Source organism: Elizabethkingia bruuniana (assembly GCF_002024805.1).
Taxonomy (GTDB): Bacteria; Bacteroidota; Bacteroidia; order Flavobacteriales; family Weeksellaceae; genus Elizabethkingia; species Elizabethkingia bruuniana.
Window position 1 is genome coordinate 1,817,536 of sequence record NZ_CP014337.1, and the last position, 26,722, is coordinate 1,844,257.

25 protein-coding genes are annotated in these 26,722 nt (G+C 36.8%); 11 read left to right on the top strand and 14 right to left on the bottom strand.

What is annotated here, in order from left to right:
* Positions 1-49 precede the first annotated feature (49 nt).
* The 3 genes from AYC65_RS08475 to AYC65_RS08485 form a co-directional block, all read right to left on the bottom strand.
* Positions 50-1,255 carry a PQQ-dependent sugar dehydrogenase gene (locus AYC65_RS08475; protein WP_034867378.1) on the bottom strand — a complete coding sequence of 402 codons (1,206 nt, stop codon included), beginning with the start codon at positions 1,253-1,255 and terminating at the stop codon, positions 50-52.
* An 85-nt stretch (positions 1,256-1,340) separates the two neighbouring features.
* A complete protein-coding gene (locus AYC65_RS08480; protein ID WP_034867380.1) occupies positions 1,341-1,745 on the bottom strand; it encodes a hypothetical protein in 405 nt (134 codons plus the stop codon).
* A gap of 94 nt (positions 1,746-1,839) precedes the next feature.
* A complete protein-coding gene (locus tag AYC65_RS08485; RefSeq protein ID WP_034867382.1) occupies positions 1,840-2,424 on the bottom strand; it encodes a thioredoxin family protein in 585 nt (194 codons plus the stop codon).
* A 90-nt stretch (positions 2,425-2,514) separates the two neighbouring features.
* On the opposite strand from AYC65_RS08485, the gene AYC65_RS08490 reads away from it, so the two are divergent.
* The 5 genes from AYC65_RS08490 to AYC65_RS08510 all read left to right on the top strand — a co-directional run bounded on the left by AYC65_RS08490 (position 2,515) and on the right by AYC65_RS08510 (position 6,637).
* The gene (locus tag AYC65_RS08490) at positions 2,515-3,399 is read left to right on the top strand and encodes a lysophospholipid acyltransferase family protein (RefSeq protein WP_034867384.1); all 885 of its coding nucleotides are present in this window, start codon (positions 2,515-2,517) and stop codon (positions 3,397-3,399) included.
* Positions 3,396-4,367, top strand: a complete 972-nt coding sequence (locus tag AYC65_RS08495) for a glycosyltransferase family 2 protein (protein ID WP_034867557.1) — start codon at positions 3,396-3,398, stop codon at positions 4,365-4,367. Before AYC65_RS08490 ends, AYC65_RS08495 begins: the two co-directional genes overlap by 4 nt.
* A gap of 111 nt (positions 4,368-4,478) precedes the next feature.
* Positions 4,479-5,033 (top strand): 3'-5' exonuclease, encoded by a 555-nt coding sequence (locus tag AYC65_RS08500; RefSeq protein WP_034867387.1) that lies wholly within the window; start codon positions 4,479-4,481, stop codon positions 5,031-5,033.
* 124 nt (positions 5,034-5,157) lie between these two features.
* Positions 5,158-5,619 (top strand): Lrp/AsnC family transcriptional regulator, encoded by a 462-nt coding sequence (locus AYC65_RS08505; protein ID WP_034867389.1) that lies wholly within the window; start codon positions 5,158-5,160, stop codon positions 5,617-5,619.
* 16 nt (positions 5,620-5,635) lie between these two features.
* Positions 5,636-6,637: an EamA family transporter gene (locus AYC65_RS08510; RefSeq protein WP_034867390.1), complete on the top strand. Its 1,002-nt coding sequence runs from the start codon at positions 5,636-5,638 to the stop codon at positions 6,635-6,637.
* A gap of 59 nt (positions 6,638-6,696) precedes the next feature.
* Here the strand turns inward: AYC65_RS08510 and apaG are convergent, their stop codons facing one another.
* From apaG to glgB, 7 genes are all read right to left on the bottom strand, one after another.
* Positions 6,697-7,083 (bottom strand): Co2+/Mg2+ efflux protein ApaG, encoded by a 387-nt coding sequence (gene apaG / locus AYC65_RS08515; protein ID WP_009084476.1) that lies wholly within the window; start codon positions 7,081-7,083, stop codon positions 6,697-6,699.
* Between the two features lie 86 nt (positions 7,084-7,169).
* On the bottom strand, positions 7,170-8,408 hold the full coding sequence (odhB, locus tag AYC65_RS08520; protein ID WP_034867392.1) for a 2-oxoglutarate dehydrogenase complex dihydrolipoyllysine-residue succinyltransferase: 1,239 nt from the start codon (positions 8,406-8,408) through the stop codon (positions 7,170-7,172).
* Between the two features lie 58 nt (positions 8,409-8,466).
* The gene (locus tag AYC65_RS08525) at positions 8,467-11,274 is read right to left on the bottom strand and encodes a 2-oxoglutarate dehydrogenase E1 component (protein ID WP_034867394.1); all 2,808 of its coding nucleotides are present in this window, start codon (positions 11,272-11,274) and stop codon (positions 8,467-8,469) included.
* A 112-nt stretch (positions 11,275-11,386) separates the two neighbouring features.
* Positions 11,387-12,427 (bottom strand): SRPBCC family protein, encoded by a 1,041-nt coding sequence (locus AYC65_RS08530; protein WP_034867395.1) that lies wholly within the window; start codon positions 12,425-12,427, stop codon positions 11,387-11,389.
* 45 nt (positions 12,428-12,472) lie between these two features.
* A complete protein-coding gene (locus AYC65_RS08535; protein WP_034867396.1) occupies positions 12,473-13,726 on the bottom strand; it encodes a glucose-1-phosphate adenylyltransferase in 1,254 nt (417 codons plus the stop codon).
* 48 nt (positions 13,727-13,774) lie between these two features.
* Positions 13,775-15,196: a glycogen synthase gene (locus tag AYC65_RS08540; RefSeq protein ID WP_034867559.1), complete on the bottom strand. Its 1,422-nt coding sequence runs from the start codon at positions 15,194-15,196 to the stop codon at positions 13,775-13,777.
* Positions 15,197-15,204: 8 nt separating this feature from the next.
* On the bottom strand, positions 15,205-17,109 hold the full coding sequence (glgB, locus tag AYC65_RS08545; RefSeq protein ID WP_034867398.1) for a 1,4-alpha-glucan branching protein GlgB: 1,905 nt from the start codon (positions 17,107-17,109) through the stop codon (positions 15,205-15,207).
* A 262-nt stretch (positions 17,110-17,371) separates the two neighbouring features.
* Here glgB and AYC65_RS08550 point away from each other — a divergent pair, with 262 nt between their 5' ends.
* The 5 genes from AYC65_RS08550 to AYC65_RS08570 all read left to right on the top strand — a co-directional run bounded on the left by AYC65_RS08550 (position 17,372) and on the right by AYC65_RS08570 (position 21,741).
* Positions 17,372-18,793, top strand: a complete 1,422-nt coding sequence (locus AYC65_RS08550) for a glycoside hydrolase family 125 protein (protein ID WP_034867400.1) — start codon at positions 17,372-17,374, stop codon at positions 18,791-18,793.
* A 56-nt stretch (positions 18,794-18,849) separates the two neighbouring features.
* Positions 18,850-19,656: a helix-turn-helix transcriptional regulator gene (locus AYC65_RS08555; protein ID WP_034867402.1), complete on the top strand. Its 807-nt coding sequence runs from the start codon at positions 18,850-18,852 to the stop codon at positions 19,654-19,656.
* A gap of 67 nt (positions 19,657-19,723) precedes the next feature.
* Positions 19,724-20,680: a nitrilase family protein gene (locus tag AYC65_RS08560; RefSeq protein ID WP_034867404.1), complete on the top strand. Its 957-nt coding sequence runs from the start codon at positions 19,724-19,726 to the stop codon at positions 20,678-20,680.
* Between the two features lie 48 nt (positions 20,681-20,728).
* The gene (locus tag AYC65_RS08565; RefSeq protein WP_078677856.1) at positions 20,729-21,274 is read left to right on the top strand and encodes a hypothetical protein; all 546 of its coding nucleotides are present in this window, start codon (positions 20,729-20,731) and stop codon (positions 21,272-21,274) included.
* Entirely contained in the window at positions 21,274-21,741 is a 468-nt protein-coding gene (locus AYC65_RS08570; RefSeq protein ID WP_034867408.1) for a hypothetical protein, read from the top strand. Before AYC65_RS08565 ends, AYC65_RS08570 begins: the two co-directional genes overlap by 1 nt.
* Before the next feature lie 66 nt (positions 21,742-21,807).
* Here the strand turns inward: AYC65_RS08570 and AYC65_RS08575 are convergent, their stop codons facing one another.
* The 4 genes from AYC65_RS08575 to AYC65_RS08590 form a co-directional block, all read right to left on the bottom strand.
* Positions 21,808-22,296, bottom strand: a complete 489-nt coding sequence (locus tag AYC65_RS08575; RefSeq protein ID WP_034867410.1) for a VOC family protein — start codon at positions 22,294-22,296, stop codon at positions 21,808-21,810.
* A gap of 65 nt (positions 22,297-22,361) precedes the next feature.
* Complete coding sequence (locus tag AYC65_RS08580) at positions 22,362-23,336, bottom strand: cyclase family protein (RefSeq protein WP_034867411.1); 975 nt, start codon at positions 23,334-23,336, stop codon at positions 22,362-22,364.
* An 87-nt stretch (positions 23,337-23,423) separates the two neighbouring features.
* Complete coding sequence (locus AYC65_RS08585) at positions 23,424-24,407, bottom strand: aldo/keto reductase (RefSeq protein ID WP_034867412.1); 984 nt, start codon at positions 24,405-24,407, stop codon at positions 23,424-23,426.
* 85 nt (positions 24,408-24,492) lie between these two features.
* Positions 24,493-25,683, bottom strand: a complete 1,191-nt coding sequence (locus AYC65_RS08590; RefSeq protein WP_034867414.1) for an MFS transporter — start codon at positions 25,681-25,683, stop codon at positions 24,493-24,495.
* A 97-nt stretch (positions 25,684-25,780) separates the two neighbouring features.
* Here AYC65_RS08590 and AYC65_RS08595 point away from each other — a divergent pair, with 97 nt between their 5' ends.
* Complete coding sequence (locus tag AYC65_RS08595; protein WP_034867416.1) at positions 25,781-26,698, top strand: LysR family transcriptional regulator; 918 nt, start codon at positions 25,781-25,783, stop codon at positions 26,696-26,698.
* The last annotated feature ends 24 nt before the right edge of the window (positions 26,699-26,722 follow it).

Here is a 26,722-nt window from a genome sequence, read left to right on the forward strand (position 1 = left end):
AGCAACAAAAATACGAATATCTTTCGCAATCTAAAAGAGCTACAGGCGTTTATTTTTTCGAAATCCGGAAAACCTTACCAGAGTCGGTTACAGCATAAATTTCACCATTTAATCCTTGTGCCAGGTCTCTGAAACGCTCATTTTTACCTCCCAAAAGTCGCTCCTCGCCAACCACTTTATTATTTTTTATATCTAATCTTACAATATGTTGTCCGCTAAGACACCCAATTAAAAGGTTATTTTTCCACTCAGGAATAACATTTCCGGAATAGAAAATCATTCCACTTGGTGACACTACAGGATCCCAATAATACACAGGTTGTTCCATTCCTTCTTTTTGAGTAATTCCTTCTCCTATGGTTTTTCCGTCATATTCTATTCCGTAAGTAATAATCGGCCAGCCATAATTTTTAGCAGGTTTGATCAGATTAATCTCATCTCCTCCACGCGGACCAAACTCTCCTTCCCACAGATCTCCTGTCTCCGGGTGCAAGGCCAATCCCTGTACATTTCTGTGCCCGTAGGAATATATTTCGGGACGCACATTCTGCTGACCCAGGTATGGATTCCCGGGAGCAGGCTTCCCGTCTTTGGTGATTTTAAGTACTTTCCCTAAAGCTGAATTCAGCTGCTGAGCCTGTGGGCGTGTTACCATATCCGAACGTTCTCCGGTACTTACAAATAAATTTCCGTCTTTATCAAATATGATTCTGCCGCCATAATGTAATATACCATCATAAGCTGGTTCTGCCCTGTAAATGACCTGTGCATTTTCAACTGTTTTCTCATCATTGGCGAGTCTTCCCTTAGCTACAACTGTAGCATTTTTCCCGTCTTTTCTCTCAGAAAACACCCAATACAGCATTCTGTTTTGCTCAAATTCAGGGTCAGCTACAATATCGAGCAAACCTCCCTGGCCGTTGGAGTTAACCTCCGGAAGGCCGGTAATTGGCTGGCTCAATTTATTATCGCGGTCAATAATTCGTAATGTTCCAGTCTTTTCTGTAATTAATAATCTGCCGTCTTTTAGCACAATTATACCCCAAGGCTTTGACAAACCTTTTGCAATTTCTTCAACATTAATAGGTGTGGAGGTTGTTATTCCCTGAATTCTTGTTTGCCCTTCAAAGGCAGGTTTATAATTTGTATTGGGAGCTTCAGTCTCCACACTTTTACCAGGAGCCACCGTATCGTGTAGCTTTTCCTGGCATCCTGCCGTAACGGACAATACTGATGCTAAAATTATTGCTTTCATAATAATATATAGGTTTGGATTCCATAAAGATACAAAATAAAAAAACCGCCAAATGGCGGTTCTTAAAAAATATCTTTGTTGTTAATTATTGCTTGTAAGCGACAACATTTCCTTTTTTCAAACTGTATACTTTCTGGTTTTGAGTCAATTCATAATCTCCTCTTTTCCAAACAGATTTCTTTCCAACTTTGTTCAGAATAACTCCTGAAGCGCTTTCCGGAACAAAAATTTCTGCTTTCTTCATATCCTTACTGAAGATAACAGCAGCATTAGTTGTATAAGACCCCTTAGGATTTTGTTCTTTTAATTGCAACTTTTGTTCGAATGTTCTTACGCAGTCATTTTTGATGTAAGAAAAGGTATAACCTGCAGAAGCTTTACAGCCATGTGCATCTTTATCACCTCCTAAGACAGGAGTAGCATCTGTTTTTTGACCAAACGCTAGACCTCCCATTAACAGGGCGCCACAGAATAAAATTGTTTTTTTCATTTTTTAAAGTTTTAGTATTTCTTGTATAATAATTATCGTGCCAAAATCACATTCAATAAACTATTATCTCTAAACTTTCTTTAAAATAATAAAATTACATTGCCTTAGGCTTCCAGTCTTCAAAAAATTTCTTCACTTTATCCAAACTATATCCCTTGCCTTCTTCCAAAACAGAACTGTCCTGAGTATGAATTTGTTTTCCGTCTTTGTCTAGAACAATGAATACCGGGTACCCGTATTTATCTCCGGGATTACCATATTTAGCAAAGACCTTTTCATTTTTATTATCCGGAGAATAGTTCAAGTGATAATAGATATAATTATCATCTACCAATTTCTTTAATTCAGGTGTTGTCTGTACATAATTGTTAAAACGCAGACACCATATACACCAGTTACCACCAGCTTGTATCATTATATTTTTATTCTCTTTTTTAGCCTGCGCTGTCAGTTCTGCAATTTTAGCCTCTGCATTTTCTTCAGGATGATAAGGTTTTGGCAAAGCATTCTTTTCAGCTATTGCTGCTTTTTTAGCTTCTTCCTTTATCTTCGCACTATCAACAACTGCTGTTTGTGTATTTTTTACTTCAGAAATCTTTGTTTCTTTACTCTTTTGTCCGCAGGCTACAATCGAAACCAGCACTAAAGAAACCCCTAATGTTCTTATCATTTTATTCATATTCCTAATTTGTTATTATACAAAATTATACTTTTCCGAAGATTCCTAAAAGGAAAAATCGTTCCATAACGTTGGTAATGCTTAAATTTGTTGTTTAATTCTATTTTTTTGAACAAACTCTTATTTCAGATTATCTTATTATTTTCCCGATTACCACTGTGGTTTTTATATGGTCTTTCGGATATACTATATTATGCCAACCGTTATGTAGTAGGCTATAGAAGAAACGTCGTTACTGAAAATCTAAAGAACTCTTTCCCTGAGAAAAGCGATAAGGAAATTGCGCAGATTCGGAGACAGTTCTTCCGTAATTTTTTCGATTATATATTCGAAATGCTAAAAGCTTTTACCATTAGTGAGACAGAATTGAGGGTAAGAATGCAGCACCTTAATCTGGATGTATTTCAGGAATGTTACGACGAAAAGAAAGATATTATATTTCTTGCCGGCCATGTATTCAACTGGGAATGGATCAATGCACTGGCTACGGTTATCCCTCAGAAGTCATGCCACCCTGTATACAGGAAAGTACAAAGTACATTTTGGGAAGAAAAGATAAAATTTGTAAGAAACCGTTTCGGAAATAAAGCTTTGGAAACCAAAGAAGTTATACGAAGCATCTTACAGGATAAGGACAACGGAAATTCGGCCTATATGTTTGTTGCCGATCAAACACCTCATGTTAAAGAAATACATTACGGTCTTGAATTTTTGAATCAGAAAACACCTGCCTTCATAGGATATGATAAGCTGTCTACCAAAAAAGACCTTGCTTTTATCTACTGTGATATGAAAAAGGTAAAAAGAGGATTTTATCAGGTTAACTACTACAGAATATATCCGGATGGTGAAAAGTTTGTACAATATGAAGTTGTAAATAAGTTTCATAAACTACTGGAAAACACGATAAGAAAAAGGCCTGATAACTGGCTTTGGTCGCATAGAAGATGGAAATACAAAGATGCACTGAAATGAAGATTGCTATAGCTATACTGAACTGGAACGGAAAATCTTGGTTAGAAAAATTCTTACCCAATGTTATTGCAAATTCTCAGTCTGCAGAAGTATATGTAATAGATAATGCTTCAACAGATGATTCCGTTGCTTATATCTCCACTCATTTTCCGTCTGTGAAAATTGTTATCAATCAGCAGAACCATGGTTTTGCAGGTGGTTACAACGAGGGCTTAAAGCAAATACATGCCGATATATATTGTTTACTTAACTCCGATGTAGAGGTTACACAGGAATGGCTGGTTCCTGTGGCCGCTCTTTTTGAAAAGAATCCGGATATAGCAGCTATTCAGCCTAAAGTATTGGATTACAACAGAAAGAACTTCTTTGAATTTGCTGGTGCCGGCGGTGGACTTATCGATAATTTAGGCTACCCTTATTGCCGTGGCCGTGTTTTCGAAAACGTTGAAGAGGATAAGGGGCAATATAATGACGAAACGGAAATTTTCTGGGCTTCCGGTTGCTGTTTGTTTATCCGCTCTGAAGATTTTTGGAAACAAAATGGTTTTGATGCACGCTTTTTTGCACACCAAGAGGAAATAGATCTTTGCTGGAGACTTAAAAACTCCGGAAGAAAGATTTATTACACCGGAAAATCTACGATATACCATGTAGGTGGCGGAACTCTTCAAAAACAAAATCCACGGAAGACCTATCTAAACATTAGAAATAACCTGAGCATGATGCTAAAAAATCTACCATCAGATAAACTATACCTTATATTTATAAGATTGTGTTTGGATGGTGTAGCCGGAATTTATTTTATGTTTAAGCATGGCTTTTCCCATACATGGGCCGTTATAAAAGCTCACTTTGGCTTTTATGCTCAACTTCCAGGGACTCTAAAGCTAAGACAACAAAATCAAATTAAAGATTATTATCAGTCTAAATGGCTAATTTTTAATCATTTTCTAAAGGGAAATAGTTGATGGTTGATGGTTGACAACTGACAACTGACAACTGACAACCAATAACTGATAACTGACAACCGGTAACCAATATCCTATTTATTTCTAACTTCATAATTCATATTTTAAAAGATGGACTTTATAGCACTGGACTTTGAAACGGCTACTCATGAACGGAATTCAGCTTGTGAGCTGGGAATATGTATTGTAGAAAACAGTAAAATTCAGTCTACAAAAACATGGCTCATCAAACCGCCAAGCTTCCCATATTTTAATAAGCATAATATTGCTGTCCACGGCATACATCCTAAAGATGTAGCCGACGCTCCTACTTTTGAAGAAATATGGCATGAGGTTGAAGAACTTCTTTACCATAATCTTATTATCGCCCATAATGCTTCTTTTGATGCCGGCGTACTTCGTGGCTGTCTCGATTATTACGGAATATTCAAACCTAAAGCCAATTACTTGTGCAGCATACAACTCTCTAAAAAAGCATGGCCGGGTCTGAAGAGCTATGGATTAAAGAACCTTGGAAACCAGCATCATCTTGAATTCAACCACCACCGTGCCGGTGATGATGCCGCAGTTTGTGCACAATTATCCCTTCTTGCATTCGAAAGATTATTCCTTACTGAGAATACAGAATTAGAACAAGTCTTCTTTAAAAACATAAAAATTCTGTAAAACAAAAACATCACCGACTAAAATTCTGATGATACTAAAAATTCAGAATTAACAACATTTAATATAAGACTTACTTGAATTATATTCTGACTATTCGTATATTTGCACGCCGAAAAAATAGTTCATGGAATATAAGCTGGATGAAATAGATTTAAAGATTGTCAGACTCATGCAGGAAAATGCAAGAATCAACAATGCTGAGTTAGCACGTATATTAGGTATGGCTCCTTCTGCTGTATTGGAAAGAGTAAAAAAGCTGGAACAAAAAGAAGTTTTAATTTCTTATCATGCTAAAGTAAACCCAAGTGCTGTTAATCAGAATCTTCTATCATTCATCTTCATCAAAGCGAATGAAATTATAGGTGATGAAGAGACAGGTAAATTACTTGCTCAGATTCCTGAAGTACTGGAAGTACATGATATCGCCGGAGACGATGGTTATATTATAAAAGTAAGAACTTCCGATACTATAACGCTGATGAATCTTATGAAGAGATCATTATCTTCCATTCCCGGTATTATATCAACCCGAACTATCATTGTATTACAAACGGTTAAAGAAGACAATCAACTTATTATAACATAAAAAAAGAGGCAAAATTATGAAGCAGTCAAAAGCAACGGTTATTACAGCCTATATTATCGTATACTTTGTATGGGGCTCTACATTCTTTTTTATACATAAAGCATTAAGTGATTTCAGTCCATTTGTTCTGGGATCGCTCAGGTTCCTTACAGCCAGCCTTTTACTACTTACCTATTGTAAGATCAAAGGCTATAAATTGTTCAATTTTCAGGTTGTAAAGCAGGCCGCTGTTGTAGGTTTCCTTTTACTATTCCTGGATATGGGAGCTTTGATATGGGCAGAACAGCATGTATCCAGCGGAATTGCAGCGATTATGGCAGCAGCAGCAGCCCTATGGTTTATTATTCTGGATAAAAAAGAATGGAAGAATAACTTCTCCAACAAAAATATTATTTTGGGATTAATTGCCGGTTTCATCGGTGTTGTTATGCTGTTTGCTGAGCAAATTAATATTGCCGGAGATTCATCTCAACGACTTTTGAATCTCGTTTGTATGGTTCTTTTAATCCTCGGTGCTATTGCATGGACTGCAGGTTCATTATATTCTAAATATGCCAACAGCAAAAATATAGAACAGGAAAATGGTGAAGATCTTCATGTAATGGTAAAAACTTCATGGCAGATGATTACTGCAGGTGTAATGTTTACACTCGTTGCAATATTCAATGGAGAATACAGTGCTTTCCATCCTCAAGAAATCTCCACATCTGGCTGGATTTCTATTGGCTATTTGATTTTCTTCGGATCCATAATGGCATTTGGAGCTTATATATGGCTTATACAGTCACGTCCTACAACAGAGGTAAGCACTTATGCCTATGTAAATCCTGTTGTAGCTGTAGCCTTAAGTTATTTCTTTACAGATGATATTATTACAAGCTTACAAATAGGAGGTTTAGTTGTTATTCTGATAAGTGTCCTGTTAATGAACTGGGATCTTTATAAGAATGCTAAATTCTTCAGAGTAGCACAGATCAGGTGGTACTACATGTGGCGCAGAAGACAAATTGCAGCATAACCCAAATAACAAATGATGAGAAAAAGAAAACGGAGGCTAAATTTAGTCTCCGTTTTTATTTAGTTATATACGACTTCTGTAATGAGAGAAAACTTGGGTATTTCTACTTCAAAAGTGTCTTTCGAATCGAGATTCATCAACAAATAGTTTCCCTGCATCGCACCGACTCCGGAACGAAGAGACACATTGGAAAAGTAGTTAAATTCTTCTCCCGGATAGATTTCCGGTGTCATACCGATTACACCATCTCCGGAAACTTCTCTTACCCCAAAACCAACATCATAAATCTGCCATTTCCTTTTCAGGAGTTTTATTGGGACACTTCCGTTGTTCTTAATAGTGATATGGTACGTGAAGATATAACGTTCCTGTATTGGTGAACTGTTTTTAACATCATAAAATGGTTCAACAATAATCTGAATACTGTGGGTAATTGCTGAGTACATCACTTTTGGTTTTTCTTGTAGTTAATATAACAAAAATCCCGCCTAAATTGATTAAGCGGGAATATTTTTAATAATTATTTAATATTTTAAAGCTCTAAAGCTCTTCTTTCGTCTCCACCCATTAGGAATTCTACAGGGTTGTCGATCGCTTCTTTTACCGCTACTAAGAAGCCTACAGACTCTTTACCATCAATAATTCTGTGGTCATAAGACATTGCCACATACATCATTGGTCTGATCTCTACTTGTTTGTTAACTGCTACAGGGCGCTCGATGATATTATGCATACCTAAGATTGCACTTTGTGGCGGGTTAATAATTGGCGTAGAAAGCATAGAACCAAAAGTGCCACCATTAGTAATAGTAAATGTACCTCCAGTCATTTCATCAACAGTAATTTTACCGTCTCTTACTTTAATAGCTAAATCTTTAATTCCAGCTTCAACATTTCTGAAAGACATATTTTCTGCGTTACGAAGAACTGGTACCATTAGACCTTTTGGTCCTGATACAGCGATAGAAATATCACAGAAATCGTAGCTGATCTTCTGATCACCATCGATAGATGCGTTAACATCCGGATACATCTGAAGTGCTCTTACAACTGCCTTAGTAAAGAAAGACATAAATCCTAAACCGATTCCGTGTTTAGCAGCAAATTCTTCTTTGTATTGCTTACGGATTCTGAAAATTTCTGACATATCCACTTCATTGAAAGTAGTAAGCATTGCTGTTTCATTCTTTACAGAAACTAATCTTGCAGCAATCTTTCTACGAAGCATACTCAGTTTAGTAATCTTCATAGCTCTGGATCCGCTTTCGTTAGAACCACCTAATGCAGGTGCTCCTTTAGCCTGAACAGCATCTTCTTTTGTAATTCTTCCTCCAACTCCTGTACCGTTTACCTGAGCAGGTTCAATACCTTTCTCATCAAGGATTTTTTTAGCAGCAGGTGATGGTGTATTTGTAGCATAAGTAGCAGGTGCAGCTTTAGGAGCTTCAGCAACTACTTCTTTCTTTGGTTCTTCTTTAGGAGCCTCAGCTTTAACTTCTTCTTTAGCAGGTGCAGCACCTTCTGGTTTTGCAGCAGTAGTATCGATTAATACGACTACCTGTCCTACTTGTACAGTATCTCCTTCTTCAGCTTTTAATGTGATGATACCACTTGCTTCTGCCGGTAATTCAAGAGTTGCTTTATCTGAATCAACTTCGGCAATAGCCTGATCTTTTTCTACGTAGTCACCATCCTTTACCAACCACGTTGCGATTTCTACTTCGGTTATAGATTCCCCTGGCGAAGGGACTTTCATTTCTAATATTGACATAGGAATAATTTTTTTTGTTGTGCAGTTCTTCTATACTGCTTTTGTAGTTAGTTTATTATTAAGCTGTTACTGGTCTTTTTGCAGGAGTTCCTTCACATTGGAATACCTGATTGATAATTGCATTCTGGTTGATCTCGAATTTTTTATGAGATCCTGGTGCAGGTGCTCCACTTGCTACCGGAGAAATTACTTGAGGATTTCTGTCTCTTAAGTTTCTCAGTATATAGCTCCATGCGCCCATGTTTTCAGGCTCTTCCTGTGCCCAGATGAATTCTTTAGCATTAGAATACTTTTCGAATATAGCATCCAACTGATCCATTTGAAGAGGATATAACTGCTCTAGTCTTACCAAAGCAACTTTCTCATCATTCAGTTCTTCTTTTTTAGCTAATAGTTCATAATACAATTTACCAGAACATAATACTAATCTTTCTACTTTATCCGCTTTAGCAGTAGCATCATCAATTATTGGCTGGAATGCTCCGTTTGCCAATTCCTCAACTTTAGAAACAGCTCTTGGATGACGCAATAATGATTTTGGAGTCATTACTACTAATGGCTTTCTGAAATCAGCTTTCATTTGTCTTCTCAACAAGTGGAAGTAGTTAGCTGGTGTAGTAACATTAGCCACAATAATATTCTGGTTTGCGCAAAGTGTAAGGAAACGCTCTAATCTTGCAGAAGAGTGTTCAGCACCCTGTCCTTCAGATCCATGAGGCAATAACATTACCAATCCGTTTTGCAGTTTCCATTTTTCTTCAGCAGCTACAAGATATTGGTCGATAATAATCTGCGCTCCGTTAGCGAAATCACCAAACTGAGCTTCCCAGATTGTAAGGGTATCCGGAGACACCATTGCATATCCGTAATCGAATCCTAAAACCGCATACTCAGAAAGTAATGAGTTATAGATCTGGAACTGATTATCTTTAGTAGTAACAGATTTTAATGGTACATATTCTTCTTCCGTATCTTCAGTTTTTACAACTGCATGACGGTGAGAGAAAGTACCTCTTTCTACATCTTCACCAGAAATTCTGATACCAAATTCTTCACTTAGCAATGTAGCATAAGCTAAAAGCTCTCCCATTGCCCAGTCAAGATTATCGTTCTCAACCATATTAAGTCTCTGCTCGAATAATCTTGTGATTTTTTTGATAAATTTCTTGTCTGTAGGCAGTGTAGAAATCTGTCTTGCTAAATCTTTTAGTTTATCTAACGGGAATTTAGTATCTACTGGATTAAGAACTGATCCTCTGGAACCGAAAGGGAATTTCTTCCAGTCGTCTGCCATAAAGATGTCCATTGTATTTTTTTTAATCTCTTTAGATTCGTCGAAGTTTTCATCCAATAATTTTTTGAACTCAACTTCCATTTGCTTCATCACTTCGTCAGAAACAATACCTTCCTTGATCAATTTATCTTTATAAATCTCTCTTGGGTTAGGGTGTTTTGCAATGATGTTGTATAATTTAGGCTGTGTAAACTTAGGTTCATCACCTTCGTTGTGGCCATATTTTCTGTATCCTAAAAGGTCGATGTAAACATCTTTACCAAATCTGTTACGGAAATCTGCAGCAAAATGCATTGCATGAACAACTGCTTCTACATCGTCTGCATTAATATGCATTACCGGAGAATCAGTTACTTTCGCTACATCTGTACAGTAAGTAGATGAACGTGCATCTAAATAATTGGTTGTAAATCCTACCTGGTTATTGGTAACGATGTGGATTGTACCTCCTGTTTTGTATCCGTCCAGCGTCATCATTTGTGCAATTTCGTATACAATTCCCTGTCCGGCAATTGCAGCATCACCATGAATAACGATTGGTAAAATCTTATTATAATCTCCGTTGTAGCTGTTGTCTACTTTAGCACGGCTGATACCTTCTACTAATGAAGCAACTGTTTCCAGGTGAGAAGGATTCGGTGTAAGATTAATTTTCACCGTTTCTCCGGCAGTTGTCTGAATAACTTTAGATGCTCCTAAGTGATATTTAACATCACCTGAGAATACATCTTCTTCAAATTCTTTACCTTCGAATTCACTGAAAATTTGCTTATAAGGCTTTTGGAAAATATTTGTTAATACATTCAGTCTTCCTCTGTGCGCCATACCTAATACTACTTCATCTACACCTAATTGTGAAGACTTAGTAATAACCTGATCCAACGCAGGGATTAAAGATTCCAGACCTTCTAATGAGAAACGCTTCTGTCCTACGAATTTTGTATGCAGGTAGTTCTCGAAAGCCACTGCCTGATTAAGTCTTTGTAAAACATGCTTTTTCTCTTCAGGAGAAAGTTTTGCGTGGTTTTCATTTGCCTGAAGCCACTGACGAATGAAATCTCTTTCTTCAACATTTTTAATGTACATATATTCTACTCCGATAGAATCGCAGTAGATATTCTGAAGATGTCTTATGATTTCACTAAGCGTTGCAGGCCCTGGCATTCCGGTTTCTGTAGCGCTGTTGAATTTTCTATTTAAATCAGCAGAAGTAAGTCCAAAATTTTCAATATCCAAGGTTGGCTCGAAGTGTCTTCTCTCTCTAACCGGATTGGTTTTAGTGAAAAGGTGACCACGAACACGGTATGCCTCGATAAGATTAATTACTTTGAATTCTCTGCGAATGTCTTCTGAAATTTCTGAAATATTGACATTGCTGTTCTCTGCCTGTGATGCAAAAGATTTAATTTCTTGTACTGCTTCTTCATCACTGTAGTTTTCCAAAGCGAAATCAAACCCCTGAAAAAAAGCTTTCCATGATGGTTCGAGACTGTCAGGATATTTCAAATACTGCTGGTACATGTCCTCTATAAACTGAGAATGTACCGCATTTAAGAATGAAAATCTGTCCATTATTACCTTCTATCTATTAAAATTTTATATAATTCAACAAAATTACAAATAATAGCCAATCTGCCCAAGGATTTGATAAAATATAACCGATTGATTTTGTATATCCGTCAATTTAATAAATCTGAAGAGCAATTTTCAGGATTACGTCCTGATTTTCTATAGGAGGCTCCACAAATACCTCAGTGAGCTCACCTACAGACATTTCTCTTCTCTTGGCCTCTGCAACTAAATTGGCTATTGCCTTCTTTCTACCCTCATAATTCCCCTTATAATAGGCAACGAGAGTCTTTGAAGCTTTAACGTCACGGAAGTTAAAATTATTATCGGTGACATCAAATTTCTTACTAACCGTAGCTCCATAGAAGTACGAAATCTCTTTATCGTTGACATTATTGGAGCGCATTACCAGCTGTGGTTCTCCAAATTCGTCGTTTTTCTTTCCAAGATCCTTCGTCATAAAACTGTAGAGTTTATTATAGTTCATCACCACAGAATTGAAGAAATCCCCCTTTTTACGGTTAGATGCACTTACATTTAGCCCTAAAAGAATGGCTTCTTCGTGGTTTTCCTCTACAATAGTATCATACTTTATGGTATTAAGCTTAGCTTCACGATCTACTTTATTACCCAGATGATTAGCCAATGCTATAATACTCTTATCTATACCCGAAACGAAATTCTCTTCATAGATTAAATTAAGGGAGCGTTTTAAAAAAGGTCTGGCTGGTGTCCGTACATACCAGGTAACTTCGGTTTTTTCCGCACCAAGCTTTTTGAAACTAACATCTATGAGATAAGGATTGCTGTCACTATTTTTGAACAACTGATATTTAATCCCTCTGTTTGGTATAACATAACGGATAAACACATCTCCATTTTCGGCAGAATCTCTTTTATTTACAAAATGCATGGAGCTTCCAACTCCGTCATATGGCGTATAATAAGAGAAACCTAGATGATCATTCTCCTGTATAAATTCATTCCATTGCGAGAAATTGTACAGATTGTTAAACTGAGGAAAAACTTTTTCCAACGGAAAATTGATTTCCTTTTTTACAGAAAAACTCTTTGTCTTCTCCACGAAAATCATGGAAACCGCATAAATACCAAATATTAGTACCAGAAAAGTAATAATTAACTTAACCCACTTCATTCACTGAAATTAAGCAACAAAGATAATACTCTTCCTCATACTGGCCTATTGTATTATAGTTCCGTTAGGAATTATAGCTTCTTTTTTTATCACAATAATACCATCGCGTACAGAATAAGATTCATAGTCGGCATCCGGCATATGTTTTCCACCGATAATCCGGACATTATTCCCGATCATACAGTTCTTGTCTATAATAGCATTTTCGATATAACAATTTTCTCCAACACCGAAAAGAGGTACTAAATCATTAATTTCATCATTTTGATAGAAATCTGCTCCCATCATATAGGTGTTTTTAACAACACTTCCTCTGCCAATTCTTGCACGGTTACCGATGACACATTTTTCCAGGCGATCCCCCATAATAATAGCACCGTCCCCTACTACTACTTTTTCCATATAGCTTCCGTTGATCTTAGTTGGCGGCAGCATTCTGGATCTTGTAAAGATTGGTGAAGAACTGAACATGTTGAACTGAGGTAAATCCTGTGTAAGATCCATATTGGCTTCAAAGAAGGATTCTATAGTCCCGATGTCTGTCCAATAACCATTGTATTGATAGCTTAATGTATTGTAATTGCCAATTGATGCCGGGATTACTTCCTTACCAAAGTCGTCCCCTTTGTTTTCATCAAATATCTTGGTTAAAATGCTTTTTGTAAAAATGTATATACCCATGGAAGCAAGATAATTCTTCCCTTGCGCTTTACTTACCTCATCAACATCCGAACTCCATTGTGGCAGTATATCTTTTCCGGGCTTCTCAATAAAAGCGGTAATATTATTCTGTTCATCAGATTTCAAAATCCCAAATCCGGGAGCATCTTTTTCATTAACCGGTATTGTTGCAATTGTAATATCACCTTCGTTTTCGATATGGAAATTCAGCATTTCCCTGAAATCCATTTGGTATAACTGGTCTCCGGAAAGAATCAGTATGTAATCGTAATCATACTTGCGTAAATGCGGCATAGACTGCCTTACAGCATCTGCTGTTCCCTGAAACCATTTATCGTTATCTACACTTTGCTCTGCAGCAATGATATCCACAAAGCCTCGGCTAAAAACATCAAAGTTGTACGTATTCTTTATATGCTGATTAAGAGACGCTGAATTAAACTGAGTTAAAACCATGATCTGATTAAATCCGGAGTTTACACAGTTGGAGATTGGAATATCAACCAGTCTGTATTTTCCCGCAATCGGCACAGCCGGTTTAGACCTTTGATCTGTTAAAGGAAATAATCTGGAGCCTCTTCCCCCTCCTAAAACAATTGAGATTACTTTTTTTCCCATGGTTAATATTTTATTTATTTAGTGTGTTTAAAATAGGTATATTTTTTATTATACCGTATATAAATTTAAATATTTTTCTGCTGATTTTTCCCATGAAAAATCAATCTTCATCATTTTCTTCTGGTAATCCTTCATGTCAGAAGGCAGGTTATAGTATAAATATAGCGATCTATTAACGGCATGAAGCATGTCTTCCATATTGAAATTACGGAAAGTTATCCCATAACCATCATCTCCAATATCTTTTACGGTATCTTTTAATCCACCTGTTAATCTTACGATAGGCATTGTTCCATATCGCATGGAGTACATCTGATTGAGCCCGCAAGGTTCTACTCTGGAAGGCATTAACAGAAAATCTGCAGAAGAATAAATCTGGTGCGACAATTGTTCTTTATATCCTAAATCTACTGCAAGATTTACATAAAACACATTTTTCAGGTATCTGAATCTGTCTTCCAGCCCTTTATCTCCGGAACCTAAAACAATAAAATTAAGTTTCCCCTCATTCTCCCATATACATCTGCTGATTAAATCAGGAAGTACATCTGCACCTTTTTCTTTTGCAAACCTTCCGATGAATGCATAAAGCGGAAGCTCAGGATTCAGTTCATAAGTCTCACACAACTTGGCCTTATTCAACTCTCTTTTCCTTGCAAAAGTTTTTAAGGTATAATTATTATCCATCATCGGATCTGATTTCGGATCCCAGACTTCAGTGTCAATTCCATTGATAATTCCATACGCTTTAGCCCTTTCCTGCCGGATTAATTCATCCAGGCCGTTGGCTTCTGCAAGTAATTCTTCCAGATAACCTTCGGAAACAGCGTTAAAAGCATGCGTATTCTTAATCATTACTGCAAGTGGATTGATACATTTATCCCAATCCAGAAGCCCCCATTTCCATTGGTCGAACTCCGGAAAGAAACGAGCCATTTCCCAGGACATATGTCCCTGGTATTGTCCGTTGTGTATAGTTCCAATAGTTTTCACTCCCTTAAGGAATGAATATTCATGACAGTATTCTGTAAAAAAGGGAATAAGCCCGGCATGATAGTCATGGCAATGCAAGATATCTGGTCTTCGTTGTTCCCAGCATAACCATTGCAGCACAGCCCGCTGAAAGGCAATAAACTGCATACTTTCATCTCTGTAGCCATATACTTCATCCCGATCCGTAAGCCCATGTATTTTTACAAGATAAAGTTCAAATCCCAAAATATCACTTTCTTCTTGTAGTATTTCAAAATAAAAAGGATTTCCGTCAAGATACACAGTATTCTCAAAAATAATCTCAAATTTATTCTGATGTACAAATGGTTTGTTGTACCATGGCATCACAACTTTAGCCTTCGCCCCCATCATATTTTGATACTTAGGCAAAGCACCAACAACATCTGCCAGTCCGCCAACTTTGGCTACCGGATAGCACTCCATACTGATGTGATAGATATCTAACTGATCGTACATAATGATTATTATTTTTTTCTTCTGAATATTATTCCGCATAATGGCGGCAAATCTATATCTGCCGAATATTCTTTTCCATAATGCGGTACATTTTTAGTTTTAAAGCTCTTTATAGTTTTTCCACTCCCCCAATATTCTTTATCATCCGAATTAACAACAGGCTCCCAACCTGACATATCCGGTAAAGCTATCCTGAAATTTTTATATGGAACCGAGGACAAATTTAAAATGACTAATAACTGATCTTCTCTGCTTTTACCTTTTCTAAGATACACATATACCGAGTTTCTGCTATCATCTGCATGAAGCCACTCCATACCGGCACTTTCATAATTTAGTTCATATAATGCTTTTTCTTCTCTGTAAACTTTATTGAGTCTGGTTACAAAATCTTTCATTTTATGATGAGCTTCATATTCCAGCAAATGCCAGTTCAGAGACGCACTAAAGTCCCATTCCAAAGTCTGTGCAAATTCGTCTCCCATAAAAAGTAATTTTGCTCCGGGATGTGTATACATCCATAGATATAAAGCTCTTAGGTTAGCATGCTTTTGCCATTCATCTCCAAACATTTTATAAAGCATAGGAGATTTACCATGTACAACCTCATCATGCGAAAGAGGAAGCACATATTTTTCATCAAAAGCATAGGATATACTAAAAGTAATATCGTGATGTGAACTATGTCTTACTAAAAAATCTTTTTTAAAATATCGAATTGTATCGTGCATCCAGCCCATCATCCATTTCATTCCGAAACCTACTCCACCATCTTTTACAGCATGTGTAAGTTTTGGATAGGAAGTCGATTCTTCTGCAATAGTTTTTACATTCGGATAATGCTTATTTACAGCTGTATTAAATTCTTTCAGAAATTCCAATGCTTCCAGATTGATGTTACCACCATCTTTATTGGCAATCCATTCACCATCTTTTCTTGCATAATCCAGATACAGCATAGAAGTAACTGCATCTACCCGCAAGGCGTCTATATGAAAACGCTCCAACCAGAAGAAAGCGTTACTGATCAAAAAAGACTTTACCTCGTTTCTGCCGTAATTAAAAATTCGGGTATTCCACTCCGGATGATATCCCTGTCTCTCATCTTCATGTTCGTATAAAAAGCTACCATCAAAACGATATAAACCATGAGCATCTGAAGGAAAATGAGCCGGAACCCAGTCCATAATAACACCTATATCATTCCGATGGAATTCCTCAATAAGAAACATCAGATCCTGTGGACTTCCCAGCCTGCTGTCTACAGCATAATATCCTGTAACCTGATATCCCCACGAAGGTTCATAAGGATATGATGTAACCGGCATAAATTCTACATGTGTAAATCCTGTTTCTTTTATATACGCAACCAAGTCTGGTGCTATACTCCTGAAATTTACATTTCCGTTTTTATCTTTCTTCCATGAAGGCAGATGAATTTCATAAATAGATATTGGAACCTGAAAAGAATTTTTGTGGTGCTGTTCCTCCATCCACATTGTATCTTTCCACTCGTACCAGGTAGTAGAAACTATAGATGCTGTCTGTGGTGGTATTTCGGCAATATTACCAAAGGGGTCTGCTTTCAAAAAGACATCACCAGTATGGGTTTCTATTTCATATTTATAGATATTGCCCAAGCCTATATTTGGAATAAAGCCTTCCCATATTCCGGAATCATCCCATCTGTATTTCAGTTCGTGAATAACTCCTTTCCAGTTATTAAAATCACCAACAACCGAAACCTGTTTTGCATTTGGGGCCCATACAGCAAAATAAACGCCTTTGTAGCCGTTAACTTCCACCAGATGTGCTCCCATCTTTTCATAAAGACGGTAGTGTTTTCCTTTTCTGAACAGATCAATATCATAATCTGTAAGCAAAGAAAACGACAATGTAGGAGGTGTAGACATCATACGGTGTTTTATTCTTCCAATTTACAATCTTTCTTTGATATGGAATATAATTTTAATAAATAATAACGAAGAATTTTCTTTATTTAACACTCCTGATAAAATGTAAACCTATAAATCTATAATACTTATAAAGTTCCCTTTTTGAGAGGGTTTTATTTTTATACTACTATTGGTACAACTGCATTATATTAAAAGAGAATTATTCTTAATAAAATCAGTATATTTGGAGTTATTCAGAATAAAAAAAACTAAATACTAAATGGATAGAAGAGATTTTATTAAAAATGCATCATTGGCTGGTATCGGTTTATTAACACCTAAAACAGTGCTTGCAGCTGACTTTTTTTATGATTTCCCTGTAGTGAGAACTCCACAAGCCAGCAGAAAATTTACAAGCCCTGCGATTGAGAAGGCTATTGATACTTTTGGTAAAAAGGTGAAGAATAAGGAATTGGCATGGATGTTCAATAACTGTTTCCCTAATACATTAGACACAACAGTATTCCCTTATCAGGAAAACGGGCAAAACCTTACTTATGTTATTACCGGAGATATCGACGCTATGTGGCTTCGTGACAGTAGCGCACAGGTATGGCCATATCTGAAACTGATGAAAGGTGATAAAAAACTTCAGGAACTGATACAGGGACTTATCCGTAAACAAAGTAAATGTATTAATATAGATCCATATGCTAATGCCTTCTATAATGATCCAACTAAAAAGGGAGAATGGTTTAGCGATCATACTGATATGAAGCCCGGCATCCACGAGCGTAAATGGGAAATAGATTCTCTTTGTTATCCTATAAGACTTTCCTATCACTATTGGAAAATATCTGGTGATACTACTCCGTTTAATGATGAATGGGTACAGGCGCAAAAAAATATTTATAAAACATTTACTGAGCAACAACGTAAAAACGATCTTGGTCCATATAAATTTATGAGAACCACGCCGAGAGGATCCGATACTTTGCAAGTTGACGGTTACGGTTACCCAGTAAAGCCGGTAGGACTTATCTGTTCAAGCTTCCGTCCTTCTGATGACTCCACTATTTTCTCATTCCTTATTCCTGCAAACCTTTTTGCTGTAGTAAGCCTTAGACACTCTGCAGAAATACTGAGAGAGGTAAAAAAAGAAAATGACCTGGCTCAGAAATTTTTAGCTTTAGCTGATGAAGTGGAGCAAGCTGTTAAAGAACATGGAATTGTAAATCACCCTAAGTTTGGTAAAGTATATGCTTATGAAGTAGATGGTTTCGGAAGTTATTTGATGATGGATGATGCTAATGTACCAAGCTTACTTGCTCTTCCGTATCTTGAAGCTGTAGATGTAAATGATGAAGTCTACCAAAGAACAAGAAAGTATATTCTTTCCTCAGACAACCCATTCTTCTTCAAAGGTAAAGCCGGAGAAGGTATTGGCGGTCCACACATTGGACGCGACTATATCTGGCCAATTGCTATTACTATGAGAGGGTTAACTTCCAATAACGATGCTGAGATTAGAGAATGCGTTCAGATGCTCGTAAAAACACATGGTGGAACAGGATTCATGCATGAATCTTTCCATAAAGATGATCCTACGAACTTTACCCGTAAATGGTTTGCCTGGGCAAATACATTATTTGGTGAGTTCATCTGGAAGACCTATAATGAGAAACCTCATTTGTTAAGCTAAAGTCTGATTAATATAATAAAAGGAGGTTTTTATACCTCCTTTTTTAAATTTGTATTATGCAATTCCTTCCGGATCAATACCTGCAACCTTTTATCCGACACTATCTATTTCTGGAGAGTACTCAACAGTTAACGGGAATACTGCGTTTGTTTACCGACGGCAGTACAGGAGTTGTATTTTCACTTCAGGGAAGTCTGGCGACTGATCTCAGTCATAAAACTCAGCTTCCAGGATCTTTTTTATACGGTCAGATTAGTGATTTCCGGGATCTGTACACCAACTCCGGATTTTCTTTTATTATTGTTGTATTTAGTCCTTTAGGCATGAAACAGCTGACAGGTATTCCGGCATATGAAATGAAAAATCAGATTACTGATGCAAATCATCTGTTTCCGAATATTAGCTTTCTTACCGAAGAGTTATTTGAATCTAATAATTACGAGAAGCAAATACAACTTCTGAATTTATTTTTTTTAAAAACATATACCGCCGGCAGAGCAAAAGATATTAGCACGCCTATAAGTCTTATGGATATTCTGTACAAAGACAAAGACTCCGGAACTATTAGCAATCTTGTAAAGCGCTCCGGTTATTCGGAGCGACATATTGAAAGAATATTCAAAGAGCATATCGGTATTTCTCCAAAAGCTTTTTCTAGTATTATACGATTACACCGCTTTTTAAGACTTCTAAGCCATCCAAATGAGTCAGATTCCATGACTTCCCTGGGATATACTGCCAATTATTTCGATCAGTCGCATCTGATCCGTGAATTTAAAAAGTATACCGGAATCACTCCTAAACAATATATGGATAAAACACAGAAACTAGCCACCAATTTTCTGAATATCAATAAACCTTAATGTCGGTTTTATACAATTTCTGAATTTCAGAAGCTTATAATTTTGTTCCCGTTAAATCAAAGATAAAATGGACAAAATAAAAGTATCTACAGCTCAGTTTGAACATAAAAGTGGTGATAAAGAGTACAACCTTTCGGTTATTGAAAAACTAGCCAAAGAAGCGGCTAAGGAAGGATCAGATATCATTGCATTTCACGAATGCTCTATTACGGGTTATACCTTTGCCCGAAAGCTCACTAAAGAACAAATGCTGGAACTTGCAGAAAGAATTCCTCAGGGAGAAAGTATACATAAATTACAACAGATAGCAGCAGAAAATAATATCGTAATCCTGGCGGGCCTTTTTGAAAAAGATGAGCATGACAATCTTCACAAGGCTTATATATGTGTAGACAAAAACGGCCTCGTAGCGAAGTACAGAAAACTACATCCGTTTATCAATCCTTATCTGACTCCGGGAAATGAATATTGCATTTTTGAAATAAAAGGATGGAAATGCGGCATACTGATTTGTTATGATAATAATATTATTGAAAATGTAAGGGCTACTGCCCTGCTGGGTGCTGAAATTATCTTTATGCCACATGTAACCATGTGTACACCGTCATCCCGACCAGGCGCTGGTTTTGTTGATCCCGAACTATGGAAAAACAGGGAGAGCGATCCAACATCACTCCGACTAGAATTTAACGGAATGAAAGGAAGAGACTGGTTAATGAAATGGCTTCCAGCACGTGCTTATGATAATGGAATTTATGTCGTTTTCTCTAATCCTATCGGCATGGACGATGACCAGCTTAAAAATGGCTGCTCCATGATTATTGACCCTTTTGGCGATATTTTGAATGAATGTCAAAATTTTGAAGACAGCTTTGTCTCTTCAGTGCTCACAAGAGAAAAGCTGCAATTGGCAGGTGGTTATCGTTACCGGAAAGCAAGGAGACCGGGTCTGTACCGCGATATTATCGGGCAGACACACCAGCCGGAGCAGAAAGTTATCTGGCTTCATAAAGATTCTGAGTAACAAATTTTTATTTTTGTTTTTTGCGTGGTAATTTTGCAAAAAAAAGATTTGTACAAACTTATACCCCGTATTTTACTATTCCTTTTCATTCTGGCGCAATTATATTTTGTCATTGCTATTGTAAAAGAAAAGAATATTAATACATGGTTTGTAGTGGTATTTATCCTGATGGCTGTGATTTTGTTTTTCGCATACCGAAAGCCACAGCGACTACATATAGAACATGAGAAAGAGCTCCATTATGAGCTTTTTCTTTTCTTTTTAGCTGGCAGCTTTACCACTTACTTTCTTCAGCATAATATCGGATTCAACACCGTATTTTCAGCCGGACTTGTGGGTTTTACCGGAAGTATGCTTCCGAAAATCAAGAAATTCAGATCTTCTAAAAACTGGCCCATCGCTATTTATTGTGGTGCATTCGTCGGAATGAGTAAACTGGAATTTGGTTATTATTACTTGTTTACCGCTACTTTCTTCACGGCTGTTTTTTACGCATTCACACAGCACCTCTTTCATGGAATTGGCGGAAAGTTGGGCACTCTGGCTTTTATGGGTGTAATGTACTCTTATATTATTTTTAAATTTTTCATGTAATGCTGCTTATTCTTCATATCCTTATCGTTATATCAGGCAGCTGGCTTACCTTTTATCTGAATCGCTATCTGAAACTCGGGGCTGTAAAATCTTCCAGTCTTTTAGCTCTTATTATTGGCGGAATATATCAGATTAATGAAAGTTTCTTGCATTATGACTTACCACGGGATATTCCTTTTCTGGTAATAGGATCTACTTTCATTGGAATGATTACTTCCAGAAAACACTATAAAAATTTCAATCTGTTTATTGCTCCAATCGTCTTCACTATTATTTATTACAACATCAGTAAAGAGTTCAACGGCTTTGGTGGAGCACTAGGTACAGCAGCATGTATTTCATTATTAATAAGTATATACCTTCGCTCATTAAAAGCAACAAAGAAAGTCATCAAACCTTTTAGGCATGTAAAAGTAGAAGCGATGAAAAGAAACAGACATAGAAAATTAAAAGAGGCTTTCAAATAACAAATTTTACTGGTAAACCTCCATAGATAAACAAATCCCTCACTTTTCAGTGAGGGATTTGTTCTTTTAGTTACTTTTACGTTTAAACGGCCCCTGAGGAGCAATAATCTCTAAATTTGTTCCGTCCGGATCACGAAAATAAGCTACAGCAGTACCAAATCCGGATTTCAATCCATCTTCTTCCTGAAATACTATAGGTTCACCTTCCGGTTCTATACCAATCTCTTTCAAACGTTCCATAGCAGCATCAATATCATCTACTTCAAAACATAAGTGCATTGCACTAATCTGATTGTTCTGATAAGATGTTTTTTCAGGAGCGGGCAACACATACTCCAAAATATCAATGTTCAGGTTATCCAGATGCAGATTGGCATATTTAATCCGGGTATCTTCCAACCCTTGAGTTTTAGCCATTCTTTCACCTCCAATTTCATCGATATTGGAGACTTTGATCCCTGTTAATGCTTCATAAAAAGCAATAGATTTTTCCAGATTACTTACTGTGATTCCAACGTGATTAGCGCGTGAAAATCCTGTTAGTTTGTTTGACATTTGTTTTTGTTTTTTAGTGATTCTGTAATTTGTTTGATTATATTCCTAATTTAAGAAAGTTTTCATTAGTAAATAGCAACCGGATTAACATTTACCTGGGTAGACCCCACATATAAAGGTTGTCCTAATACAAACAAAAATTCCCATACTCTTTCCTTAACCAAAGGTCTTGTATCTATTAGTTCAAGATTATAAATTCCTCTTTTAGCCAGCATAAACTGGTTAATAGGAAACTCTTCTTTACTCTTGGGATTTGGATAAACTTCGGATGCCCATGTATCACCTCCAAAGGCAATAATTCCTTGGTCAGCCAGCCATTGTGCAGCCTCCATTCCTATCCCGGGTTCTGTTTCCAGAAATTGATTGTTATCTTTTCCGATCAGCTCCAACCATCCGGTGTTAAATAACACAACATCTCCTTTTCTAAGGCTTAATCCTTCTTTTTTAAGAACATTCTGAATATCAGCTACCGTAAATTCAGTCCCACCCGGAACAATTTCTTTTCCATAATATGCCGTCATGTCCAGTACTAAAGCACGGGTAACCATTGGTGGAACTTTTTCTACACCCAATTTTCTAACACCTTCTACGGTTACAAAGTCTGTCGCTTTGTTTCCGTTGTAATAGACGTTATCAATACCAATATGGCCAATACCATTTAGCTGTGTCCCAACACCAGTCCAGGCATTTACAAGTTCATCATTAAAGCTAAACTTATTTGTACCCAATGTCTTCCCTCCCTGCTCTCCGGGCTGAATATTATAAAGATTAAAACTACGGTGGCGGAAAGCTGGTAAATGTTTGTCAACCGGAACTGCTAAAGAAAGTGTTTTACCTTTCTTCACCAGCTTTACTGATTGTAAAACCAATTCTGGCGTCATCAGATTAGCGGCTCCTATTTCATCTCCTTTTCCATAAGGCGAAGTATACCAACTGGTATCTTTAGGATCTATTAATGTTTTGTTCTGAGCATATATACCGGAAACTCCTGATACAAGCATTCCGGATAGCAATAATTTGCTAATTATATTTTTTTTCATTTGTATATTTTTATGTTTCTAATAAAAGGAACTTAGCATATACTTCTCTTTATCGGAGTTCTAGCGTATATGCTATGTCCATCTTTTTTAGATTTTAGAAAGTTCAGTATTTATAAATGCTAATTCTTCAGCAGTAAGATTAATATCCATTGCTTTAGCATTTGCTGCAGCTTGCTCAGCATTTCTTGCTCCTGCCAGGACTACTGTAATTGCAGGTTGTAGACTTGTCCAACGCAATACCAGCTGAGAAAGTGTTGCATTTTTATCTTCAGCAATCGGGGTAATAGTTTCCAGGAATGTTTTCACTTTTTCAAGATCAAACTGTTGGAAGTAACCGTTTCTGTGGTCATTATCTTTTAGTTTACCATCTTTAAAATACTTCCCTGTCAACAATCCTCTTTCCATTGGACTGTAAACAATAATTCCAAGGTCATTTTCCAATGTATATGGTACCAGGTCATTTTCAACACCACGATTCAGCATACTGTAACCAATCTGGTTGCTGGCAATATTCAGACTTTTACGAGCTTCTGCAACCTGTTCTACACTATAGTTACTGACTCCGGCAGCACGTATTTTACCTTGTTGTAATAAGATTTCTAAAGCTTCCATTGTTTCTGAGATCGGAGTTGTAGCATCTGGCCAGTGAATCTGTAACAAATCGATATAATCGGTCTGCAGGCGCTTTAAACTATCCTCTACTTCTTTAATTACACTAGCTTTAGAAGCATATTTGTATACAGGAATTGTTTTTCCCGCTTCTTCAGCATCGAAGAAGAACTCTCCTTTTCCCTGATTGCTGCCATCCCATACCAATCCGAATTTAGTCAATAACTGAATTTTGCTTCTGTCATAACCTTTAATAGCTTCACCTATCATTTCTTCACTAAGTCCAAAACCATAAAAAGGAGCTGTATCTAAAGTTGTTACACCATTGTCAATTGATGCTCTTACAGATGCTATTGAGTCTTTTTTTTCGTTACCTCCCCACATGTTACCACCAATAGCGAATGCTCCATAAGTAATTGCTGATAATTCTAAATCTGTATTTCCTAATTTTCTGTATTCCATTTTTTATATTTTAAGTATATAATTATTATTTTGATTCTGATTCATTTTCTTTAGATACTGTATACAGTCTAAATATTTGAGACAATTAGTAATTGGATAGCTGACAAGATTCAGCCACATATTTTTGTTTTCTATTTTTCCTTAGATATAGCAGAGATATTACAATTCCGGCTGCTGCCATCGTTGCTCCCACTAATACAGGAGAAGTGTATCCATAACCTTTTTCAATAGGAATGCCTCCAAGAAAAGCACCTAAGGCATTTGCTATATTGAAACAGGCTGGTCCCAGGGATGCTACCAGCATTTCTGCATCGCTTTTTACTGAGTTCAGTAATAATAATGTAAGTGAAGGTACAAGTGCAAAAGTGGTAACTCCGGTAAGGAAAGTCATTACAAGTGATGCCCAGACTTTGGCGGCTGTGTAATAAATAGTCATCATACACACAATCTGAAATACAAGCACTGCAATAACAATAACTGAAGGTGAAAAGGCATCTGTCAGTTTTCCGCCTATAAGGTTGCCTACAAACATTCCAAGTCCGGCCAAGACCATAATATATGGAAGATGTTTCTCTGCAATTCCGGAAACATCGCTCATTAATGGAGCTATATAGCTTATCCAAGCAAAAAGTGCTCCCGGAGCAACGGAAAATATAAGTACCATAAACCATACATTACTGCTGCGGAAAATGGAGAAGTCTTTCCATGGACTTTGTTTGCTTTCTCTTGCTTCTGTTTTTGGCATCCATAACTTTAGAGCCAGTATTGTGAGTAATCCTATAATCGCAATAAGCAGGAAAGTATAACGCCATGAAAAATGATGTCCTATATAAGTTCCCAGTGGAACTCCTAAAAGATTAGCCACTGTTAATCCGGAAAACATTGTAGCTACAGCCTGTGCTTCTTTTCCTTTATCAGCCAAACGGCTGGCAACAACAGATCCTACTCCGAAAAATGCTCCATGTGGTAATCCTGAAATAAATCTTGATACCATTAAAAGTTCATAATCCGGTGCTATGATAGATAAACCATTAAATACCGTAAATAAAATCATTAACAGAATCAAAGTTTTGGTAGGAGAAAACTTATTCATTCCTACCACCAAAAGTGGGGCTCCTACTACTACTCCAAGTGCATAGGCTGTTATAAGATAACCTGCCTGTGGTATAGAAATACTAAGGTCTCTTGCTACGTCGGGTAACATTCCCATAATGGTAAATTCTGTAATCCCGATTCCAAGTCCTCCTAATGCGAGAGACAGCAGACTCTTTTTCATTTATATAATTTTAATAATTGATAGTGCAAATTTCTATCAGAAATTATTATAATGCAAATAATTTAAATTGTACATTTGTATCATAAAAATTATAGTTATGCGTTGGAATTTGGAATGGCTTCGTACTTTCAAAGCTATATACGAAACAGGAACCCTGTCTGCAGCTGCTCAGGAGTTATTTATATCACAGCCAGGAGTTAGTCTGCACCTTAACTCTCTGGAAGCATTTACCGGAAACAAATTATTTGACCGGCTTGCACGAAAGATGGTCCCTACAGAAAAAGGAAAGATCCTCTATAATTATATATTGGATTCCATGAAAAAGCTGGAGGAAGGAGAACAGCATTTTCATAAACGCACACAAAATGAACGGCCTACAATTAGTGTAGGAATGTGTTTTGAAACCTTTCAATATACACTGGAGGAGCACATCTCCGAACTTCCTTTTAATCTGATTATTAAATTTGGGGAGTATCCACAAATGCAGCATGATCTGGATAGTGGTATGCTGGACCTGATCATTACTCCACAAAAAGGATCTCAGCCCAATCTTCAGTACCAACCTTTTTCTAAAGAAAGAATTGTTCTGATTGCCGGGAACGAAACGGATACAACTGGCTTGGAAGAATTATTGCATGAGGGAAAAATCAAAGATGCAGCCAATTTACTAAAGCAACAATTATGGTATAGTACCGCTGCTGATATGGAACATCTGAAAAATTTCTGGTTGAAGCATTTTGGCGAACATCCGGATTTTAGTCCTAACTATATTGTTCCGAATATAAGCTCAATTATCCGCTGTCTTAGTGATAGTAAGGGTTTTTCTGTAGTGCCGGATTTTCTTTGTGCTGATGTTCTTAATTCCGGAAAAATAAAAATGGTCTGGGAAGGAACGCATCCTGTAGAAAATACTTTGTACTTCGGTACCAGAAAAAAAACAATGTATCAGGAGGAAATTAATCAGCTTGAAAAGCTATTAAAGGAAAAATGGGAAATGATTGAAGAGATTCTGTAAAATTAATTTCTGTCCATTATAAAT

Excerpts from the sequence above, each read along its gene's own strand:
- odhB (WP_034867392.1), bottom strand. The coding sequence starts at position 8,408 with ATGTCAATATTAGAAATGAAAGTCCCTTCGCCAGGGGAATCTATAACC.
- apaG (WP_009084476.1), bottom strand. The coding sequence starts at position 7,083 with ATGTACTCAGCAATTACCCACAGTATTCAGATTATTGTTGAACCATTT.
- AYC65_RS08590 (WP_034867414.1), bottom strand. The coding sequence starts at position 25,683 with ATGAAAAAGAGTCTGCTGTCTCTCGCATTAGGAGGACTTGGAATCGGG.
- AYC65_RS08475 (WP_034867378.1), bottom strand. The coding sequence starts at position 1,255 with ATGAAAGCAATAATTTTAGCATCAGTATTGTCCGTTACGGCAGGATGC.
- AYC65_RS08535 (WP_034867396.1), bottom strand. The coding sequence starts at position 13,726 with ATGGGAAAAAAAGTAATCTCAATTGTTTTAGGAGGGGGAAGAGGCTCC.
- AYC65_RS08525 (WP_034867394.1), bottom strand. The coding sequence starts at position 11,274 with ATGGACAGATTTTCATTCTTAAATGCGGTACATTCTCAGTTTATAGAG.
- AYC65_RS08485 (WP_034867382.1), bottom strand. The coding sequence starts at position 2,424 with ATGAATAAAATGATAAGAACATTAGGGGTTTCTTTAGTGCTGGTTTCG.
- glgB (WP_034867398.1), bottom strand. The coding sequence starts at position 17,109 with ATGTCTACACCTCCTACATTGTCGTTTTCTTTGCTTACAGATTATGAT.
- AYC65_RS08595 (WP_034867416.1), top strand. The coding sequence starts at position 25,781 with ATGCGTTGGAATTTGGAATGGCTTCGTACTTTCAAAGCTATATACGAA.
- AYC65_RS08575 (WP_034867410.1), bottom strand. The coding sequence starts at position 22,296 with ATGTCAAACAAACTAACAGGATTTTCACGCGCTAATCACGTTGGAATC.
- AYC65_RS08560 (WP_034867404.1), top strand. The coding sequence starts at position 19,724 with ATGGACAAAATAAAAGTATCTACAGCTCAGTTTGAACATAAAAGTGGT.
- AYC65_RS08550 (WP_034867400.1), top strand. The coding sequence starts at position 17,372 with ATGGATAGAAGAGATTTTATTAAAAATGCATCATTGGCTGGTATCGGT.
- AYC65_RS08500 (WP_034867387.1), top strand. The coding sequence starts at position 4,479 with ATGGACTTTATAGCACTGGACTTTGAAACGGCTACTCATGAACGGAAT.
- AYC65_RS08505 (WP_034867389.1), top strand. The coding sequence starts at position 5,158 with ATGGAATATAAGCTGGATGAAATAGATTTAAAGATTGTCAGACTCATG.
- AYC65_RS08480 (WP_034867380.1), bottom strand. The coding sequence starts at position 1,745 with ATGAAAAAAACAATTTTATTCTGTGGCGCCCTGTTAATGGGAGGTCTA.
- AYC65_RS08585 (WP_034867412.1), bottom strand. The coding sequence starts at position 24,407 with ATGGAATACAGAAAATTAGGAAATACAGATTTAGAATTATCAGCAATT.
- AYC65_RS08530 (WP_034867395.1), bottom strand. The coding sequence starts at position 12,427 with ATGAAGTGGGTTAAGTTAATTATTACTTTTCTGGTACTAATATTTGGT.
- AYC65_RS08510 (WP_034867390.1), top strand. The coding sequence starts at position 5,636 with ATGAAGCAGTCAAAAGCAACGGTTATTACAGCCTATATTATCGTATAC.
- AYC65_RS08580 (WP_034867411.1), bottom strand. The coding sequence starts at position 23,336 with ATGAAAAAAAATATAATTAGCAAATTATTGCTATCCGGAATGCTTGTA.
- AYC65_RS08555 (WP_034867402.1), top strand. The coding sequence starts at position 18,850 with ATGCAATTCCTTCCGGATCAATACCTGCAACCTTTTATCCGACACTAT.
- AYC65_RS08540 (WP_034867559.1), bottom strand. The coding sequence starts at position 15,196 with ATGTACGATCAGTTAGATATCTATCACATCAGTATGGAGTGCTATCCG.
- AYC65_RS08570 (WP_034867408.1), top strand. The coding sequence starts at position 21,274 with ATGCTGCTTATTCTTCATATCCTTATCGTTATATCAGGCAGCTGGCTT.
- AYC65_RS08495 (WP_034867557.1), top strand. The coding sequence starts at position 3,396 with ATGAAGATTGCTATAGCTATACTGAACTGGAACGGAAAATCTTGGTTA.